The organism is Candidatus Soleaferrea massiliensis AP7, assembly GCF_000820765.1.
GTDB lineage: Bacteria > Bacillota > Clostridia > Oscillospirales > Ruminococcaceae > Soleaferrea > Soleaferrea massiliensis.
In genome coordinates this window covers 22847-41288 of the sequence record NZ_CCYH01000016.1, presented here as the reverse complement: position 1 = coordinate 41288, position 18442 = coordinate 22847, and the positions used below count along the sequence as shown (strand labels likewise).

Here is an 18442-nt window from a genome sequence, read left to right as displayed (position 1 = left end):
AATATTAGAAAGGGGAGGTATACTTTGAAAGAATATACTCCGGATAAAATCAAAAATATAGCGCTGGCGGGGCATGGCGGCTCCGGCAAAACATCTTTGGCCGAAGCACTGCTGTTCCGGGCAAAAGCGACGGACAGGCTCGGAAAGATCTCGGACGGAAACACCGTTTGTGACTTTGACCCGGAGGAGATCAAGAGAAAAATCTCTGTCAGCACTGCCATTGCCCCGTTAGAATATATGAATACCAAAATCAATATCATCGATACCCCGGGACTGTTCGACTTTGCAGGAGGCCTGTATGAGGGCATCCGTGCTGCGGATACCGTCGTCATTGTCGTGTCCGCGCGTTCCGGCATTCATGTGGGCACCGAAAAGGCCTATAAGGCCGCTGTCGAAAACCACAAGTCCGTCGCATTCTACATTTCCAAAATGGATACGGAGAACGCCGACTTCTATAAAGTGCTTGATCAGCTGCGTGAAAAATTCGGCGCAGGCGTCTGCCCGGTGGTTGTCCCGCATGTCGAGGACGGCAGCGTGAAGGCATACGTCGATGTCATCAACAACAAGGCGTTCGCCTACGACAAAACAGGCAATACCTCCACCATCGATATGCCGGATATGGGCGGTCAATATGAAGAAATCTGCAACGCCATCAACGAAGCGGTCGCCGAAACTGACGATGCGTTGATGGACAAATTCTTCTCCGGCGAGAGCTTTACCGAGGATGAGCTGATCCACGGCGTGCATGACGGCGTCAAGGGCGGAAGCCTTTACCCGGTATTCTGCGGCTCTTCGGTCAACATGCAGGGCGGAGACCTGCTGCTCTACTGTGTCGCGAAGATGTTCCCATCCGCCGAGGAGATGCCGGCCGAGGTTGCGACCGACAAGAATGGCGATGCAATCGAGATTCCATGCGATGCAAAAGCGCCGTTTGCCTCTTACGTCTTCAAAACCGTAGCCGACCCGTTCGTCGGCAAGATGTCCTACTTCAAGGTGGTCGCCGGAAAGATGACCGCCGACATGACACCGGTCAACGTCCGCACCGAACAGCCGGAACGCCTTGGCAAGCTGATGATCGTCAAGGGCAAAAAGCAGGAGGAGGTCAAACAGATCTCTGCCGGCGATATCGGCGTTGTGACCAAGCTGACGGGCGCCTGCACGGGCGACAGCTACTGTGACCCGGGCCGTCTCGTTCAATTCGCGGAAACCAACTTCCCGAAACCAACCCTTTCGATGGCAATCAAGCCGAAGGCCAAAGGCGATGAAGGCAAGATTGCACAGGGATTACATAGACTGCAGGAAGAGGATCCGACCATCCTCTTTGAACAGAATCCGGAAACCCATCAGCAGATCCTTTCCGGACTTGGGGAACAGCATCTGGATGTTGTCACTTCAAAGCTCAAAGCGAAATTCGGCGTGGAGGTCCAGCTGGACGAACCGCGCATTCCATACCGCGAAACCATCCGCAAGAAGGTCAAGGTGGAAGGCAAGCACAAGAAACAGTCCGGCGGACACGGCCAGTTCGGCCATGTCTGGATTGAATTTGAACCCTGCGACAGCGAAGATCTGGTCTTTGAAGAGAAGGTCTTCGGCGGAAGCGTCCCGAAAGGCTTCTTCCCGGCGGTTGAAAAGGGCCTGCGCGATTCCATTAAAAAAGGCGTTCTTGCCGGATATCCGGTCGTCGGCCTGAAGGCGACGCTGGTGGACGGTTCCTACCATCCGGTCGACTCGTCCGAAATGTCCTTTAAAACGGCGGCGTCTCTGGCTTATAAGGCCGGACTGCCGCAGGCTTCCCCGGTGCTTCTTGAGCCGATCGGCAATCTGAAGGTGCTGGCTTCGGACAGCTACACCGGCGATATCATGGGAGAGCTCAACAAACGCCGCGGCCGCGTGCTGGGTATGAACCCGGCAAGCGAAGGCCAAACCGAAATCGAAGCCGAAGTCCCTATGGGTGAGATGCACGATTTCACCACGCTTCTGCGCTCGATGACGCAGGGCAGCGGCAGTTTCACCTTTGCATTCACCCGGTATGAGCAGCTTCCGGGACAGCTGGAGGCGGAGGTCATTGAGAAGGCGAAGGCGCTTGCAGCGGAAGAATAAATAATCATCCATATTATAAAAACGGGATGGCGGACAATCTTCGCCATCCCGTTTTTCTTTTGCTCCATGCAGAAAATCCCGTTGCCATCGGCAGGACTATACCATCCCCTTAAATGGTTGCAGTTTGAACCATTACAGATGAAAAGGGCGTATCCGAGTTTTTCGGATGCGCCCTTCCCTATCGACATACATTCTTCTTTATCTTTTATGGATGTAACAGAACACGGTTATTTGCCCAGAATGACCATCTTCATCAGAAGAAGGTCCGTCAAGTTGATTGTCGGCTTGCCGGACAGGCTCGCCGCCGCAAAGTATGCGGGTTCCAGCTGAGCTCCGTTCAGAATCGCCAGCTTGACCTGCAGCAGGTCGAAGATGTTGACGATGCCGTCGCCGGTCATGTCCGCTTTGACTACAATCGTGAGTTCATCCGCCACCGCGCCGTTCAGCATGGACTGCAGCTTCATGCCGGTTCCCAGCCGTTTGCCGGTGTATACGGAACCGTCCGCCTGCAGGACCTTAACCTCGCCGCCCGGGGCTGAAATCTTCTCAAGCAGCTGGTTCACGGTGGTTCCGTTGTCGATGCCCGCAATCAGTCCGTTTCCGCGGTCGATGGGCAACGTGTCGCTGCCGATGATACCGTCGTCCTTGTTCGGGTCGTAACCGAACGCCTCATCCAGCCATGCGATTCTCTTCTCATGCCAATCGCGCAGGAACGCCACCTCCAACGCGTAGGTCGGGAAGGTCTTGGAGGCATCTCCATACATCGGGTCGGTGCCGATGGTGTGCCAAAGCCTGTCGTCCTGATAGATCGCGTAGCTGAGCGTTTCGTTCGCCGCATCGATCGCCTCGATGAATTTGCTGATGGTTCCGTTATCCCGCAGCTCGGCCCAGCGGTCCTTCACCTGCTGTTCGAATTTCTCATAGCTGAACAATGTGCGCATCCAGCTGGACTCCTGCATACAGAATTCTTCCGGGGAATCCACATTCCACGGCAGCCAGTGTCCGAACCTGCCGTTTGCACCGGTCAGGTCGAAATCCCAAATCGGGCCCATGAACAGCTTGCTGCCGGCGCTCTTGTACATATAACAGCTCTTGTAAAAGTCGGAATCCTTATTTTTCATGAATTCCTGCAGAAGATACCAGTCGATCAGCGAATCCACATCGATGTATTCCTCATAGTTGCCGTCCTTGACAGCCTGGGAAGCCCTGGTCACATAATCCCGCGCAAACTCGAACTGCTCTTCGGTGATATCCTTGACCTTCGGCTTTTTGATGTTGACCTTGGAATTCAGGTTCTGGGCCCAGTAGTTGTTTGAATAGGTCATGAAGCCCGGATAGAAATACCGCTCATCGGTGTCGCCGTATTCATCGATCTCGAAGAGATAGCTGCCGTCCACAACGCTTGGGTCCGGCTTGTCGATGTCCACGCGGTTTTCGGCGATCTCCACCTGCTCGCACAGCAGGTAGGTGCCATTGTATTTTCCGTTGACAAACAGGTCCACAAAGGTGCCGCGCGGCGCGAAGCCGACGTTGGTGAAGTACTGCGCCGCATACATGACCATGTAGTTGCGCATCTGGGAGACGTCATAATAGTTGGCAAGCAGCACCCATTTCTTCGCCTTCTTGTAATCGAGCACCTTGGTTTTGGAATCAAATTCGAACTTATACGGTTTCTTCGGCGCGCCCCAGGTGGAGTTGCCGCGTCCCGCAATCACCATCGGGGTTTCCTCAAGGTTGACGTCCTTGTCGTACAGGCCGCCCGCTTCAATGCGAATGGTCGCATCCAGGCCGTCGCCCTTCTGAATTTCCCCGATCTGCCTGCCGTCGTCGAGATTGACAAACAGCATCGGCAGGCCGTTGCTGACGGTGACCTCGCATTCGGCTTTGACCGACGCATCCTTCTGCGACTGCACCGTGACGGCCGCCTTTCCAATCTTCTTCGGGGTCAGCTTGCCGCTCTGGTCCACCGTGACGACCGCTTCATCGCCGCTGGAGAACACAAGGTCCCCGGCGGATACCGATCCGGTCAGCTGAACCTTCAAAGTCTCCTCCCTGTCCAGCCTGAGATTGACAGCGCCCTTTTCAAATGTCACGCCGTCCCCGGTATTGGATGCCGATATTGCCGGCAGGCCCGCGCCGTCGTTGTCAGCCGCCAGCGCGGAGATCGAGAACATGGACACGCACATCGCCGTTGCCAGGCAGATGCTGAGCGCTTTTTTGATCTGCTTTTTCATAGCCTTCTCCTCTTATATCTTTTTCATTTTGAGGCCCGCTTTGTCCGCTGCCGCTTATCTTCGAATTGGACTAGGGCCTTTTTACATCTGACTGTTCTCATTATACGGCTTTTCGTTCGCAATTTATATGATTATTTGTTGTATAAATGTGAACATATTATATTTTATGGCTATAGATTAAATGAAGCATATACATGTGAATCCATTTTGAACGATTCGTGTGTTCTTCCATGCAAACTTGGCGCATATGGTCTTCCGGATGAAAAAAATGATGCATTTCCCCGATTCTCCCCCATGCCGCGCAAAAGCAGCGGAAACGCCCGCCGATATCTTCAAAATACACATGCAATCCAATAAAAGCGCCATTCTGTTTGGGACTGCGGGCATGAACGAGAATTATCCGAGATTCATAGGATATAGAGGCATGAAAACCAGTCATTTCATAAAGAACGCACCCGCAGACATCGTCGCCGGGAGAGCGGTAAAGATTTCGGAAAGAGGAATGGTGCTAATGAAAACAATCAGAAGCTTTGCCGTGGTGGGCGGTGACCTGCGGCAGGCCAGCCTTGCCTCCTCACTGGCAAGCGAAGGATACCATGTATACGGAATGTTCTTTGACCGGGACATCGATATGTCGGACCGCGTCATCCGAACGAATGACATCTCCCCCGCGATTGCGGACAGCGAGATCGTCGTGCTGCCGCTGCTGTCCACGCTCGACAACCTGACCATCAACACGCCGCTGTCAGACCGGAAGGTGTACATAAAGGAAATCTTCGAACACATCCAGCCGAAAAGCCTGCTGTTTTCGGGCGGGCTGACTCCGCAGATGGAAGATTTCTGCCAGGTCCGCGGCATTGAATACTTCGATTACCTGAAACGCGAGGAGTTCGCCGTTATGAACGCGGTCCCGACGGCCGAGGGCGCCGTCGGCATCGCGATGCAGGAGCTTCCGACCACCATCTACGGCTCCAACTGCCTGATCACCGGATACGGCAGGATTTCCAAGGCGCTGGTCAAGATCCTTTCGGGGCTTGGCGCGAACATCACGGTCGCGGCCCGGAAATACGGCGACCTTGCCTGGATCAAGGTCTTCGGCTGTGAAGCCATCCACATCTCTCAGCTCAAGCATCACGCCCATAAATTTGATATCCTCTTCAACACCGTCCCGGCCATGATCCTGGATGAATACATCCTCTCCAGGCTCAAGCGCGAGTGCCTGGTCATCGACCTCGCGTCCAAACCGGGCGGCGTGGATTTTGAAAAGGCAAAGAACCTGAGCATCAAGACAATCTGGGCATTGTCCCTGCCGGGCAAAACCGCTCCGATCACCTCGGGCGAGATCATCAAAGACACCATTATGAACGTCATCGAGGAAAGAGGTGAACTGATCATTGAGTGATAAGATCAAACTCGGTTTTGCCATGTGCGGCTCCTTCTGCACCTTCTCCAAGGTCATCCCGCAGATGCAGGTGCTGGTCGACGCCGGCTATGATGTGATGCCGGTTATGTCCGAATACAGCAGCACAACCGATACCCGTTTCGGCAAAGCGGCCGACTTCGTGGAGCGGATCGAATCGATCTGCGGCCATAACATCATCAACACGATCGTGGACGCGGAGCCGATCGGCCCGAAAAAGCTCTTCGATCTGATGCTGATCGCCCCCTGTACCGGCAGCACGCTGGGCAAGATGGCAAACGGCATCAACGATACGGCGGTCACGATGGCTGCAAAGGCGCATCTGCGCAACCTGCGCCCGCTGCTGATCGCGGTGTCGACCAACGACGCGCTTTCAAATTCAGCGCGCAACATCGGACAGCTGATGAACGCGCGCAACGTCTATTTCGTTCCGATGTGCCAGGACGATCCCATCAAAAAGCCCGCTTCGGTCGTCGCTGACTTCACGCAGATTCTGCCGGCCGTCGAATCCGCCCTGCAGGGCGCGCAGCTGCAGCCAGTTTACTGCTGACATCTTTACAGCTGCTCCGGCAGTCCATCCAACTGAAAGCTTTTGAACAGTCCTCCGGCACGCGGCCGGTGCTGTTATTTTTTCACGGACATCCGGCAGACGCGGCCGGTTGTCTTTTTAGTAATTCCCTTTCTTCACAGATAATTGGTCACACCGGCTGGTTGACTCCTTTGGGATTCCATTTTTTGATGAATAATCAATCACAGCAACCGGTTGTTTCTTTTGTAATTCCACTTCTTTGATGGATAGCAGGTCACAACAGCCGTTTGACTCTCTTGGAATTCCACTTTTTTGATAGATAACTGTTTACAGCGGCCAATTGTATCTTCTGGAATTCCACTTTTTGATGGATAGCCGATTACAGCGGCCGATCGTCTCTTTTGTAATTCCACTTTTTTGACGGATAATCTATCATAGTAGACGGTTATTCCGTAAATTGTCTTCTCTCCTTTTTCTTCATATATATTTATCATGGTGAAAATGCAAGTTTTAGAAATATGACTTGCATTTTCACCGATTTTTTTATACAATAGGATCAGACCCCGGCAGAGGGATATATATAAGCAGAATGGCGGGACCGCACGGCACCCGGCGGCGGAACCGCAGGAATAACGGAGGGAATAAAACGGCATGGCAAGAGATTTGCTTGCATATATAGAAAGCCAGATGAACGGCTTTTCGAAGGGACAGAAGCTGATTGGCAGATACATCGTGGACCATTATGACAAGGCGGCCTTCATGACCGCGGCCAAGCTCGGGGAGGCGGTCGGCGTCAGCGAATCCACCGTTGTGCGCTTCGCTTCGGAAGTCGGCTTCGAGGGCTACCCGCAGCTGCAGCGCGCTTTGCAGGAGCTGATTCAGAACAAGCTGACCGCCGTGCAGCGCATGGAGATCACCAATGAACAGATTGGAAACGAGGACGTGCTGCAGAAGGTGCTGAACCTCGATATCGAGAAGATCCGCCGCACGCTGGAGGAAACCTCGGCCGCCGACTTTGACAGCGCCGTCGAGGCGATCACGCGGGCCAGGAAGGTCTACATCATCGGCGTGCGTTCGGCCGCCGCGCTCGCGCAGTTTATGAGCTTCTACTGCAACCTGATTCTACGGGATGTGCGGCTGGTCAGCACCTCGAGCGTCAGCGAGATGTTCGAACAGATTCTGCGCATTGATGAAAACGACGTGCTGGTCGCCATCAGCTTTCCGCGCTATTCGCGGCGCACCGTGCAGGCGACGCAGTATGCCTCCAGGAAAAAGGCGAAGGTCGTCGCGGTCACCGACAGCCGCACCTCCCCGCTCGTGGAGAAGGCGGACAGCGTGCTGCTCGCAAGAAGTGATATGGTCTCCTTCGTCGACTCGCTGGCGGCCCCGCTCAGCCTGATCAACGCGCTGATCGTGGCGGTCGGCCTGTCCAAACGCGAGGAGATTTCCGAATCCTTCGCAAAACTGGAACAGATCTGGGAAGACTACGACGTATATGAAAAGATAGAGGGGAATCAATCGGATGGAATCATTTGACGTCATCGTCGTCGGCGCAGGCGCCGCCGGCATGCTCGCAGCCGGGCGCGCCGCCTCCAGAAAGCTTTCCACGCTGCTGCTGGAGAAGAACCGCTTGGCCGGCAAAAAGCTGCTGATCACCGGCAAGGGGCGCTGCAACCTGACCAACGACTGCGATGTGGAGGAATTTCTACGCAGCGTCCGTACCAACAGCCGCTTCCTGTACAGCGCGCTTTCCCGCTTTTCGCCGAAGGACGTGATGGACTTCTTCGAAGCCCTGCCGCTGCCCCTGAAGGTCGAACGCGGCCGCCGGGTCTTCCCGGTTTCGGACAGGGCGTCGGACGTGGTGGAGAAGCTGTCTTCCTGGACGCGCCGGCAGGGCGTTCTGACACGGACGGAAACGGTAAAAGAGCTCTGGCTTGAGGATGGTGATCTTTGCGGCGTCATCCTTGCGGACGGCCGCAGAATTGCCGCAAAATCGGTTATCATCGCGACCGGCGGCGTCTCTTATCCCCTGACCGGCTCGACCGGCGACGGCTATCGTTTTGCCGCGCAGGCTGGGCATACGCTGATCCCGGCACAGCCCTCCCTGGTCCCGATCGTGACTAAGGAGGATTACTGCAGGAAGATGCAGGGGCTTTCCTTGAAAAACGTGACGGTGCGGGTCGTCGACCCCAAAAAGAAGAAGCCCGTCTACGAGGAGCTTGGCGAGATGCTCTTTACGCATTTCGGCGTTTCCGGGCCGCTGATCCTCAGCGCAAGCTCCCATATGGACGCGGGACGCATCGCCGACTACCGCATCACGGTGGACTTCAAGCCCGCGCTCGATGAAGAGAAGCTGGACGCGCGTCTGCTGCGGGATTTCGAGAAATACAAGAATAAAGATTTTATGAATTCTTTGTCGGATTTATTGCCCCGCAAGGCGATTCCGGTTATAGTGAAGGAAAGTGGAATCGATGCTGAAACCAAGGTGCATCAGGTCACGCGGGAACAGCGCAGGGCGCTTGTGTCCCTGATCAAGCACTTCCCGCTGACGCCCGCGGCGCTGCGCCCCATCGAGGAGGCAATCGTCACGAGCGGCGGCGTCAAGGTTTCCGAGGTGAATCCCAAAACGATGGAATCCAAGTTGACGCCCGGGCTTTTTTTCGCCGGCGAGGTGCTGGATGTGGACGCCTATACTGGCGGCTACAACCTGCAGATTGCGTTCTCCACCGGCTTTCTGGCCGGGGAATCGGTGCTGCAGGACTGACCTGCCCGCCATCGGGCGGATTCATCGTTTCAATAAACCGGAGCGGTTTCAAACGTTCTCAGCATAAATCAATATAAATTATATCAGGATTAAAGGAGGGATTGTGATGCCGTACACCGCGGACGACCGGCGTTACCAAACCATGCTCTACCGCCGCAGCGGGAACAGCGGCCTCAAGCTGCCGCTGGTATCTCTGGGAATGTGGCACAACTTCGGCACCTATGAAAACTTCGGCAATATGAGGAAACTGTGCCTGACGGCCTTTGACCATGGCATCACGCACTTCGACCTCGCCAACAACTACGGGCCCGAGCGCGGCAGCGCGGAGGAGAACTTCGGCCGGATTCTGGCCGGGGACTTAAAGCCCTACCGCGACGAGCTGATCATCAGCACCAAGGCCGGATACATCATGTGGGACGGCCCATACGGAGACGGCGGCAGCCGTAAATACCTGCTGTCCAGCCTGGACCAGAGTCTTAAGCGTATGGGTATTCCGTATGTGGACATCTTCTACCACCACCGCATGGACCCGAATACGCCGCTGGAAGAAAGCATGATGGCGCTGGACACCGCGGTCAAGAGCGGCAAGGCGCTGTATGCCGGCATCTCGAACTACGACCGGGAGCACACCGCACAGGCGATGAAGATTCTCAAGGAGCTTCGCTGCCCGTTCGTCATCAACCAGAGCCGTTATTCGATCTTCGACCGGCATATTGAGTTTGACGGGCTCAAGCATTTTGCGGCGGAAAACGGCTGCGGCATCATTGCGTTCAGCCCGCTCGCGCAGGGGCTGCTGACCGACCGGTATCTGAACGGGATCCCTGCGGACAGCCGGATCGCAAAAGGCAGCAAGGGCGGCGGCTTCCTGAAGCCTGAACAGCTGACCGATACGCGCATGAAGCAGATCCGCATGCTCCACGAGATTGCCGAAAGCCGCGGACAGACGCTCGCACAGATGGCGCTTTCCTGGGTGATGCGCGACGAGGAGATCACCAGCGTGCTGATCGGCGCGTCGAAAGCGCAGCAGATTCTCGACAACCTCGCCATCATCGGCCATCTCGATTTCACAGACGAGGAGCTGCAGGCCATCGATGAGATCAGCTTGTCCTGATCATCCAGATGCGTCTTCCTGAATCTTTCGATATCCGGAACAAACCGCCGCATGACTTCATCTACGAATTCAGCAGCGGCAGCTTTTTGTTTTCACAGTAAAAGATGCCGTAAAACGGCTGTTCTGTGCAGAACAGCGTCAATCTCCGCATATTTCAAGGCTTTGTCAAGTTAACATGAAAACACAGGTTGCAGCGCGTTCCTTCCCCCCTAGGCGGAGAGAAACGCCCTGAAGACCGATATCCTATGAAACAAGCGCCTCTTCAGAGCTTTTTCACATATTAACGCAGCAGCGCCTATTTCAGATACAGAGGAGGAATCCACATGAAATCCATTGCCATTGACGGACCGGCAGGCGCCGGAAAAAGCACCATTGCAAAGGGCGTCGCCAAAAATATCGGCTTTATCTATGTCGATACCGGCGCGCTCTACCGCTCGATTGGCTATTTCGTCCAGCTCAACGGAAAGGATCCCAAGGATCCCGAACAGGTTGTGCCGCTGCTGGACGGCATCAAGATCGAACTCAAATATGAAAACGGCGTTCAGAAGGTCTATCTGAACGGCGAGGATGTCAGCGAAAAGATCCGTACACCGCAGCTTTCGATGTATGCTTCAAATGTCTCAGCGATTCCAAAGGTCCGCGAATTCCTGTTTGACCTGCAGCGGAATCTGGCGAAGACCCAGAATGTCATCATGGACGGCCGCGACATCGGCACCGTAGTCCTGCCCGACGCGGATATCAAAATCTTCCTGACCGCATCGGTTGAGGAACGTGCGCGCCGCAGATACAAAGAGCTTGCAGAAAAGGATGAATCGGTCCGGTATGAAGATGTGCTGGAGGAGATGAAGCAGCGCGATTACAACGACATGCACCGGGACATCGCGCCGCTCAGGCAGGCGGACGACGCGCTGCTGGTCGATACGACCGAAAACAATCTGGAGGAATCCATTGAAATATTGACCAAGATAGTGAAGGAACGATTGTAATGGGCTTTTATGAATTTGCACGCGGCGTGACCCGCGGATTCTGCAAGGTTGCGTACCATATCACCTTTGAAGGGCTGGAGAACATTCCGGCGGACGGCGGGTATGTGCTCTGTTCGAACCACCGCAGCTATCTCGATCCCGTGTTTGTGGGCATCCGGCTCAGGCAGCGGCTGCACTTTATGGCGAAAAAGGAGCTGTTCCGCAACAGATTTTTCGGCGCACTGATCTCCAAGCTCGGCGCCTTCCCCGTCGAAAAGGGCAAGGACGGCGGCGAAGCGATTGAGAAGGCGGAAGCGGTCATCCGTGACAAAAAGGTGTTTGCCATCTTTCCGGAGGGCACCCGCTCGAAAACCGGCGAGCTGCTGCGGCTGCGTTCCGGCGCGCTGGTGGTCGCCGCGCAGACCGGCGCGGATATCCTGCCGGTCACCGTCAACTTCCAGGGCAAGCTTCGGTTCCGCACCCGGGTCGTGATCCGGTACGGCGATATGATATCGCATGAGAAGCTCGGCCTGACAGAGGCCTCCCCGAAACAGCTTCGGCAGGCCAACAAGCTGCTGACAGAAACGATGCTCGGCCTGCTGCACATGTGACGGCTCCCGCCGGACCGATGCGCCGGACTTCCAATATCCATACAAATCGTCTGGGAGGGATTCTTCTGAACATCACCACCGCAAAAACCGCCGGCTTCTGCTTCGGCGTCAACCGTGCTGTAGATCTTGTCTACAAGCTCGTGGAACAGGGAAAGCAGGTCTGTACGCTTGGTCCGATCATCCACAATCAGCAGCTGGTCAAGGATCTGACCAGCAAGGGCGTACACATCATCGAAAAGGTCGAAGACGCGCCTGAGGGCAGCGTGGTCGTCATCCGTTCACACGGCGTCGGCCGGGATATCTATGACCAGCTGCAGAAACGAGGAATCGAATCCGCCGATGCGACCTGCCCGTTTGTCTCCAAGATCCACCGCATTGTTGAAGAGCGTTCGGCTATGGGAGATACCATCTTCATTGCCGGCGACCGCAACCATCCTGAGGTCATCGGCATTGCCGGACACTGCAAAGGGGAATATCACGTCTTCAAAAATCAGGATGAACTGGAAAAATTGCTGAACTCCGAACGACAAATTGCACAAAAAAATGTGTGTATGGTCTCCCAAACAACATTTAACACACTGGAATGGGAAAAATGTTCGGATTTTGCAAAAAAACTATGTACAAACCTCACAATTTTTGATACAATATGTAGTGCTACAACCAAACGTCAAAACGAAGCGATCCGCCTATCGCTCACATCCGATCTGATGATCGTTGTGGGCGGCCGTCACAGCTCGAACACGGCGAAATTAAAAGAAGTCTGCGAAAAAAACTGCCGGACAGTTTTGATCGAGACGGCGGATGAACTGACACAGATTGATTTCGACAATGTCCGGTCAATTGGTCTTACTGCCGGGGCTTCCACTCCGGCTTGTATAATTAAGGAGGTACAAATAAACATGAGTGAAAATCTGAAAAATCTCGATGAAGACTTTAACTTTGAGAAAGAGCTGGAAAAATCTTTCAAAAGTACATATACGGGAGAAAGGGTTGTCGGCGAAGTAGTTGGCCTCACACCAACCGAAGTGCAGATTGATATCGGCACGAAACACGCCGGATACGTTCCACTGTCCGAGTTGACAGCGGATCCGAACGCTAAAATCGAAGATCTCGTAAAAGTCGGTGACAAACTGGATTTGATCGTTTTGAGAGTCAATGATGTCGAAGGCATCCTGGTGCTCTCGAAAAAACGCGTTGACGCTATCGAAGGATTTGAACAGGTCATGAAAGCCGCTGAAACCGGCGAAATTCTGGAAGGCGTCGTCGTCGATGTCGTAAAGGGCGGCGTTATTGCTGTCACAAACGGCGTGCGGATCTTTATCCCCGCATCCCAGGCCACCGCTTCCAAGTCTGAACCGCTGGAAGGACTGCTCAAGCAGAATGTGCGCTTCAAGATCCTTGAGGTCAATGAAAACCGCAGAAGAGCAATCGGTTCCATCCGTCAGGTCATCAAGGAAGAGAGAAAAGTACTGGAAGATAAATTCTGGGAAGAAGTCGAAGAAGGCAAAGTCTACACCGGCACCGTGAAATCTTTGACCTCCTATGGCGCGTTTGTCGATCTCGGCGGCGTGGACGGCATGATCCACATCTCCGAGCTGTCCTGGAACCGCATCAAGCATCCGTCTGAGGTGATCAATGTCGGCGACACCGTTGAGGTGTATGTCAAGGGCATCGACGCCGAGAAGAAAAAGATCTCGCTGGGCTACAAGAAGAGCGAAGACAATCCGTGGGAAATCTTCAAACGCGACTATGCGGTTGGTTCCGTCGTCGTGGCGAAGATCGTCTCCCTCACCAGCTTCGGCGCGTTCGCTGAAATCCTGCCGGGCGTTGACGGACTCATCCACATCTCCCAGATTTCCACCGAGCGGATCAACCAGCCGAAGGATGTCCTGTCCATCGGTGAAAAGGTTGAGGTCAAGATCACCGACATCGATCTTGAGAAGAAGCGCATCAGCCTGTCGATCAAAGCGCTGATCGAGGACAAGGAGATGGAGGAACAGCAGGCAGAGGACGTCTCTGATCAGGAAGCGGCGCAGGACGCCATTGAAGAAGACGCTGTTGCCATCGAAGAGGTTCCGGGCGAGGAATAATCCCTTTTAAAGGAGAATCTGGAAACAGATATCGAAAAGCCGTACAGTTTCACATTTGTGAGACTGTACGGCTTCTTTTAATTCTGTTTGTAAGTTATATCTTGTTGCTCAAGCTTTTTCGCCATAGCAAAGTCCATTTTAGCTTTTTTGCGTTTCCCTATTTTTTTATAGGTAACTCCACGATTATAAAATGCGCCTGCATTTTGTGGATCAAGTTCGATTGCTTTGCTGTAATCCTCAATCGCTTTGTCATATTGCTCAATATTGCAATAGGCAACTCCTCGATTATTAAATACGGCTGCATCTTGCGGATCCAATGCTATCGCTTTGCTGTAATCCTCTATTGCTTTGTCATATTGCTCAATATTGCAATAAGCAACTCCTCGATTATTAAATACGGCTGCATCTTGCGGATCCAATGCTATCGCTTTGCTGTAATCCTCTATTGCTTTGTCATATTGCTCAATATTGCAATAAGCATTTCCTCGATTATTAAATACGGCTGCATTTTGCGGATCCAATTCTATCGCCTTGTTGTAATCCTCGATCGCTTTGTTATACTGTTCAATATTGCAATAGATATTTCCTCGGTTATAATATGCGACTGCATTTTGCGGATCCAATGTAATCGCTTTGCTGTAATTCTCGACCGCTTTATTATACTGTTTCATTTCATCATAAGCAATTCCTCGATTATAAAATGCGGCTGCATTTTGCGGATCCAATTCTATCGCTTTACTGTAATCCTCGACCGCTTTGTCATATTGTTCAATATTGCGATAGGCAACTCCTCGATTATTAAATGCGGCTACATATTGCGGATCCAATGCTATCGCTTTGCTGTAATCTTCTATCGCTTTGTTATGCTGTTCAATATTGCAATAAGCATTTCCTCGATTATTAAATGCGACTGCATTTTGCGGATCCAATGCTATCGCTTTGCTGTAATCCTCGATCGCTTTGTTATGCTGTTCAATATTGCAATAAGCATTTCCTCGATTATTAAATGCGACTGCATTTTGCGGATCCAATGCTATCGCTTTGCTGTAATCTTCTATCGCTTTGTTATGCTGTTCAATATTGCAATAAGCATTTCCTCGATAAAAATAAGCCACTACATAATTAGGATTCTGCTCAATAATCTCCGTATAAGCCTGAACGGCTTCTTCGTACTTACCATCCTGTAAAAGAATATATGCCTTGGAACTGTGAGCGTCAAGATCATCTTTATCTAATTCAATTCGCTCGTTCAATTCCTGCTCAAATTCTGCAATTTGAGCATTATACATGTTACAACGGTTCTCTGCTTCGTTACGAAGGCGCTCACCGGGATTTTCATATTCATACAGCATGCCAAGACGGAACATCATGTCGTCAAAACCTCTGATTTGAACAAACTTTCCGTCTCTCTGCTTCACAATCGATCGGATGTCTTCATTCTCGGTCAACTCATCGGCATCCCGGTAACACCAAAAGATGTTTTCGATAGAGACAGACGGATCCCTTAACAGACCCATTAAGGTGTGGTCGCCGCCCGCATAGCCGATGACAATCGGCGTAAAGAATCTGAATGCCTGTATCAAAGCTTCCCGCCACTCGCCGCACAGTTCCTGCTCAATCTGTTCTCTGGTGTTCTGCGGATCCAAAAAGAGGTCGTGATGAATTTTTAAAACGGTGGGGCGGTTGATCGTCGGTTCCAGATATTGTGCCAACGCCTCATGGCCCACCAGCATCGGCTTTTTGCCGGTGTAGATAAACAGGGCATCCTCGGTCATGCTGTCAAAGTTCGTGGTGATGACCAGATTGTGCCGGGTTTCAGACATCAGCCTTGTCAGTGGGTAGTATCCGCTGCTCGGATGTGCGTCCTCCATACTTTCGATCAGTGCCCGGTTTCCCTCTCTCTTGCTGTTTTGGAACCGGAACTGATAGATGTCAAAGTAGTGCTTGCTGTATGCCGCCTTACTTCCGCCAGTAAAACCGATTTTTTCCTGCCATTGAGCGATCTCCTGCTCGGTATATCTTTCCTGCAGCTCCTGATACCACTTTTTTGCAAGCTGCTGACCGGTTGGGATTCCCGATTCCACCGATGCGCCGGATCCCAATATAAAGCAGTACCGGTCGCCGCTGGTCTTGAATGTATGCAGCAGGCTTTTCAGAGAAACCTGTTGGATATCTTCTGTTTTTTCTGTCATGACATACTCCCCCGCTTCGCGCCGTTTCCACTTTATCTTATCATTCCTGACAATCCTTGTCAATGGTATTTCCTTATACCACATGAGCCGCCCATCGGTTGATAACCTGACGTCAATAGGAACCCACCAGCTAAGCTGGTGGTTCTACATATGTGGGCAAAGCCCTATGATACTGGCAGCGTCTCAAGACGCATATTACGAACGACGCTCGCAAAGGTTCATATCCGGTAGACAATTGCAGACGGGCAGACTTTTTATATTAGTTAGCGCGGTTCACGTCCTAATGTTAGCCTCTGTCACACCTCCCTAACGTATACTTTTGCTATAGCCGTTTTTATTTTGCATAATTGCTCTCGCTTTGCCTATTTTAAGTCTCTACTTTTTCTACTCACCGCTAAAGCTTTTTCGGAACCCCCGGCATTGCCGGGGGTTTTCGCTTACAACAAAAGGGCCGGCACATCCGTGCCGGCCCTTCTTCCTATCCTGATCGATAGCTTTTTCATGCTGATTGAGCCGATTGCATCAACCGCATCCGTCTTAGACATCTCCCCGGGCAGCTGCCTGCACAAATTCGGGCGGATGCTGAATCAGCGCGGAAACCTCCTCCACAGAAAGCCCCTGTCCGAGATACCGCCGCGCAATCACCCCCATCGATTCCCCGATTTCGATGATGTGGAAATCCGGATCATAGATGCGCACCACCCGCTGCTTCCACTCGTACGTTTTGGGCGGATGCACATACCCGACGCCGCCATAAGCTTCCAGCCTTTGCATAAAGGCATCGAAATCATCCACCTCAAAGTACAGCTCCATGTTGTGGGAACGCTGAACGGCCGTTCCCTGCTCAATGCCGGTCAGCCATTCGAAATCCTGCTGGACGGCAAATCCGCCGCTGAAGGTCACATTTCTGCCTAAATCCAGCTCTACCTCCTGATCGAACAGGTCCTGGTAAAACTTTTTGGATACCTCGACATCCCGCACTGCAAGCAGTGCCAACTGAAAGTTTATCATCTTATGCTCCTTTCTATCCAAGGATTCTCAGGCCCTTTGGATAATGGTTTTTCATCACACCGCCGCTCACCTTGCCGAATCCAAGGCTCATGCCATCCACGCAGACCATGGCGTAGCCCTTCTGCAAGGGAGCCTTCAGCACCTCGCCATGCAGATACCGCCGGATATCTGGATCGTCTGCATGCAGATCCAGCACCTGCCGCGCCTGTTCCTTCGTCGATGCGGTGTACAGGTGATGCGCAGGCTCAAACCGTCCGGGCTTGATGCGCCCGCAGAGCATACCCGCCCGCAGAATGTTCATGCCGGACAGGTTGGGCAGCATTTCGGGAAGGCTGTAAACCATCCCGGACAGGTTTACCATCCTTGCAGTATCCATCTCCGGGAAGTTGTCCCGCAGGAATTCCAGCACAAGCGTCTCATCCTGAAGCTTTGGCAGGATATACGGCGCACAGCCCGCTTCCTCACCATCCTTGCGGCGCAGCTTGGCCATAAAGTGCCCCTCGCCGCCGTCCGATGGAAAGATACGCCGCATTCTGGACAAATCCTGCTTGGAATCCATCCAGGATGCATCGGACGGACGGCCGAACGCCGCATCGATGTTGACCAGCTCGAACGACGGATGACTCTTTAAAAAGCTGTCAATCGTCTGCTCATTCTCTTCGAGCGAGAAGGTGCAGGTTGAATAGACCATCAGCCCGCCCGCTCTCAGCGCCATGGCTGCGCTGTCAAGGATCTTCCCCTGCCGCACCGCGCACATGCCGACGTTCTCAGCGTTCCAGTTTTCGATGGCGGCCGGCTCCTTGCGGAACATGCCTTCGCCGGAGCACGGCGCATCCACCAGCACCCTGTCAAAAAAGCCCGGCAGTCTCTCGCACAGCTTATCCGGATGCATGGAGGAAACGACGGCGTTCGGGATGCCCATCCGCTCGATGTTGGACAGCAGAATCTTCGCGCGGCCTGCGACCAGCTCGTTTGACCAGAGAAGGCCGGTTCTTTGCAGCTTCGCCGCAAGCTGCGTGGACTTCCCGCCCGGCGCCGCGCACAAATCCAATACCTTCTGGCCGGGCTGTACTTCGAGCAGCCCGGCCGCCGACGAGGCGGACGGTTCCTGCACATAATAGGCGCCGGCATGATGGTACGGATGCCGTCCAACATCCGAAGCCCCGGGCTCCAGATAAAAGCTCTCTTTACAAAACGGCGTTGGACGCAGAGCGAACGGCGATAATTTTGAAAATTTTTCCACATCACACTTCAACGTGTTGACCCGCAGCGCACGAAACGGCTCTTCGTCCATGGTCTGTATAAACCGTGGGAAATCCTCTTTCAGCAGCGCCTGCATCCGGCTTAAAAATTCCGCGGGATATTCTCTCAAGGCATTCACATCCTTCTTTTGTCCATGGCGTGAATCCATGCAA

The 18442-nt window shown here is 53.2% G+C and carries 14 protein-coding genes; 9 read left to right on the top strand and 5 right to left on the bottom strand.

Annotated elements, in window-relative coordinates:
* Positions 1–24 precede the first annotated feature (24 nt).
* Entirely contained in the window at positions 25–2100 is a 2076-nt protein-coding gene (locus tag BN348_RS03010) for an elongation factor G (protein WP_040196096.1), read from the top strand.
* Positions 2101–2327: 227 nt separating this feature from the next.
* Here BN348_RS03010 and BN348_RS03005 read toward each other — a convergent pair whose 3' ends face one another.
* Positions 2328–4334 carry a CotH kinase family protein gene (locus tag BN348_RS03005; RefSeq protein WP_040196093.1) on the bottom strand — a complete coding sequence of 669 codons (2007 nt, stop codon included), beginning with the start codon at positions 4332–4334 and terminating at the stop codon, positions 2328–2330.
* Positions 4335–4845: 511 nt separating this feature from the next.
* On the opposite strand from BN348_RS03005, the gene dpsA reads away from it, so the two are divergent.
* Positions 4846–5736: a dipicolinate synthase subunit DpsA gene (dpsA, locus tag BN348_RS03000; protein WP_040196092.1), complete on the top strand. Its 891-nt coding sequence runs from the start codon at positions 4846–4848 to the stop codon at positions 5734–5736.
* Complete coding sequence (locus BN348_RS02995) at positions 5729–6304, top strand: dipicolinate synthase subunit B (protein ID WP_278247734.1); 576 nt, start codon at positions 5729–5731, stop codon at positions 6302–6304. The genes dpsA and BN348_RS02995 overlap by 8 nt, the downstream gene beginning before the upstream one ends.
* Before the next feature lie 200 nt (positions 6305–6504).
* Here BN348_RS02995 and BN348_RS13815 read toward each other — a convergent pair whose 3' ends face one another.
* Entirely contained in the window at positions 6505–6834 is a 330-nt protein-coding gene (locus tag BN348_RS13815) for a hypothetical protein (protein ID WP_156136395.1), read from the bottom strand.
* A gap of 100 nt (positions 6835–6934) precedes the next feature.
* On the opposite strand from BN348_RS13815, the gene BN348_RS02990 reads away from it, so the two are divergent.
* From BN348_RS02990 to BN348_RS02965, 6 genes are all read left to right on the top strand, one after another.
* Positions 6935–7819: a MurR/RpiR family transcriptional regulator gene (locus BN348_RS02990; protein WP_040196091.1), complete on the top strand. Its 885-nt coding sequence runs from the start codon at positions 6935–6937 to the stop codon at positions 7817–7819.
* The gene (locus tag BN348_RS02985; protein WP_040196090.1) at positions 7806–9047 is read left to right on the top strand and encodes a BaiN/RdsA family NAD(P)/FAD-dependent oxidoreductase; all 1242 of its coding nucleotides are present in this window, start codon (positions 7806–7808) and stop codon (positions 9045–9047) included. The genes BN348_RS02990 and BN348_RS02985 overlap by 14 nt, the downstream gene beginning before the upstream one ends.
* A 106-nt stretch (positions 9048–9153) precedes the next feature.
* Positions 9154–10158, top strand: coding sequence for an aldo/keto reductase (locus BN348_RS02980; protein WP_040196089.1), 1005 nt, complete (start codon positions 9154–9156; stop codon positions 10156–10158).
* Positions 10159–10481: 323 nt separating this feature from the next.
* On the top strand, positions 10482–11144 hold the full coding sequence (cmk, locus tag BN348_RS02975) for a (d)CMP kinase (protein WP_040196088.1): 663 nt from the start codon (positions 10482–10484) through the stop codon (positions 11142–11144).
* A complete protein-coding gene (locus tag BN348_RS02970; protein WP_052446660.1) occupies positions 11144–11734 on the top strand; it encodes a lysophospholipid acyltransferase family protein in 591 nt (196 codons plus the stop codon). Before cmk ends, BN348_RS02970 begins: the two co-directional genes overlap by 1 nt.
* Positions 11731–13824 carry a bifunctional 4-hydroxy-3-methylbut-2-enyl diphosphate reductase/30S ribosomal protein S1 gene (locus BN348_RS02965; RefSeq protein WP_320408659.1) on the top strand — a complete coding sequence of 698 codons (2094 nt, stop codon included), beginning with the start codon at positions 11731–11733 and terminating at the stop codon, positions 13822–13824. Before BN348_RS02970 ends, BN348_RS02965 begins: the two co-directional genes overlap by 4 nt.
* A gap of 77 nt (positions 13825–13901) precedes the next feature.
* Here the strand turns inward: BN348_RS02965 and BN348_RS12910 are convergent, their stop codons facing one another.
* The 3 genes from BN348_RS12910 to BN348_RS02950 form a co-directional block, all read right to left on the bottom strand.
* Positions 13902–16016 (bottom strand): tetratricopeptide repeat protein, encoded by a 2115-nt coding sequence (locus tag BN348_RS12910; RefSeq protein ID WP_197068269.1) that lies wholly within the window; start codon positions 16014–16016, stop codon positions 13902–13904.
* 537 nt (positions 16017–16553) lie between these two features.
* Complete coding sequence (locus BN348_RS02955; RefSeq protein WP_040196198.1) at positions 16554–17024, bottom strand: glyoxalase/bleomycin resistance/dioxygenase family protein; 471 nt, start codon at positions 17022–17024, stop codon at positions 16554–16556.
* 16 nt (positions 17025–17040) lie between these two features.
* A complete protein-coding gene (locus BN348_RS02950; protein ID WP_040196087.1) occupies positions 17041–18399 on the bottom strand; it encodes an RsmB/NOP family class I SAM-dependent RNA methyltransferase in 1359 nt (452 codons plus the stop codon).
* Positions 18400–18442 lie beyond the last annotated feature (43 nt).

Coding starts and splice junctions, on each gene's coding strand:
- BN348_RS03005 (WP_040196093.1), bottom strand. CDS start 4,334: ATGAAAAAGCAGATCAAAAAAGCGCTCAGCATCTGCCTGGCAACGGCG.
- BN348_RS02990 (WP_040196091.1), top strand. CDS start 6,935: ATGGCAAGAGATTTGCTTGCATATATAGAAAGCCAGATGAACGGCTTT.
- cmk (WP_040196088.1), top strand. CDS start 10,482: ATGAAATCCATTGCCATTGACGGACCGGCAGGCGCCGGAAAAAGCACC.
- BN348_RS12910 (WP_197068269.1), bottom strand. CDS start 16,016: ATGACAGAAAAAACAGAAGATATCCAACAGGTTTCTCTGAAAAGCCTG.
- BN348_RS02985 (WP_040196090.1), top strand. CDS start 7,806: ATGGAATCATTTGACGTCATCGTCGTCGGCGCAGGCGCCGCCGGCATG.
- BN348_RS02970 (WP_052446660.1), top strand. CDS start 11,144: ATGGGCTTTTATGAATTTGCACGCGGCGTGACCCGCGGATTCTGCAAG.
- dpsA (WP_040196092.1), top strand. CDS start 4,846: ATGAAAACAATCAGAAGCTTTGCCGTGGTGGGCGGTGACCTGCGGCAG.
- BN348_RS02980 (WP_040196089.1), top strand. CDS start 9,154: ATGCCGTACACCGCGGACGACCGGCGTTACCAAACCATGCTCTACCGC.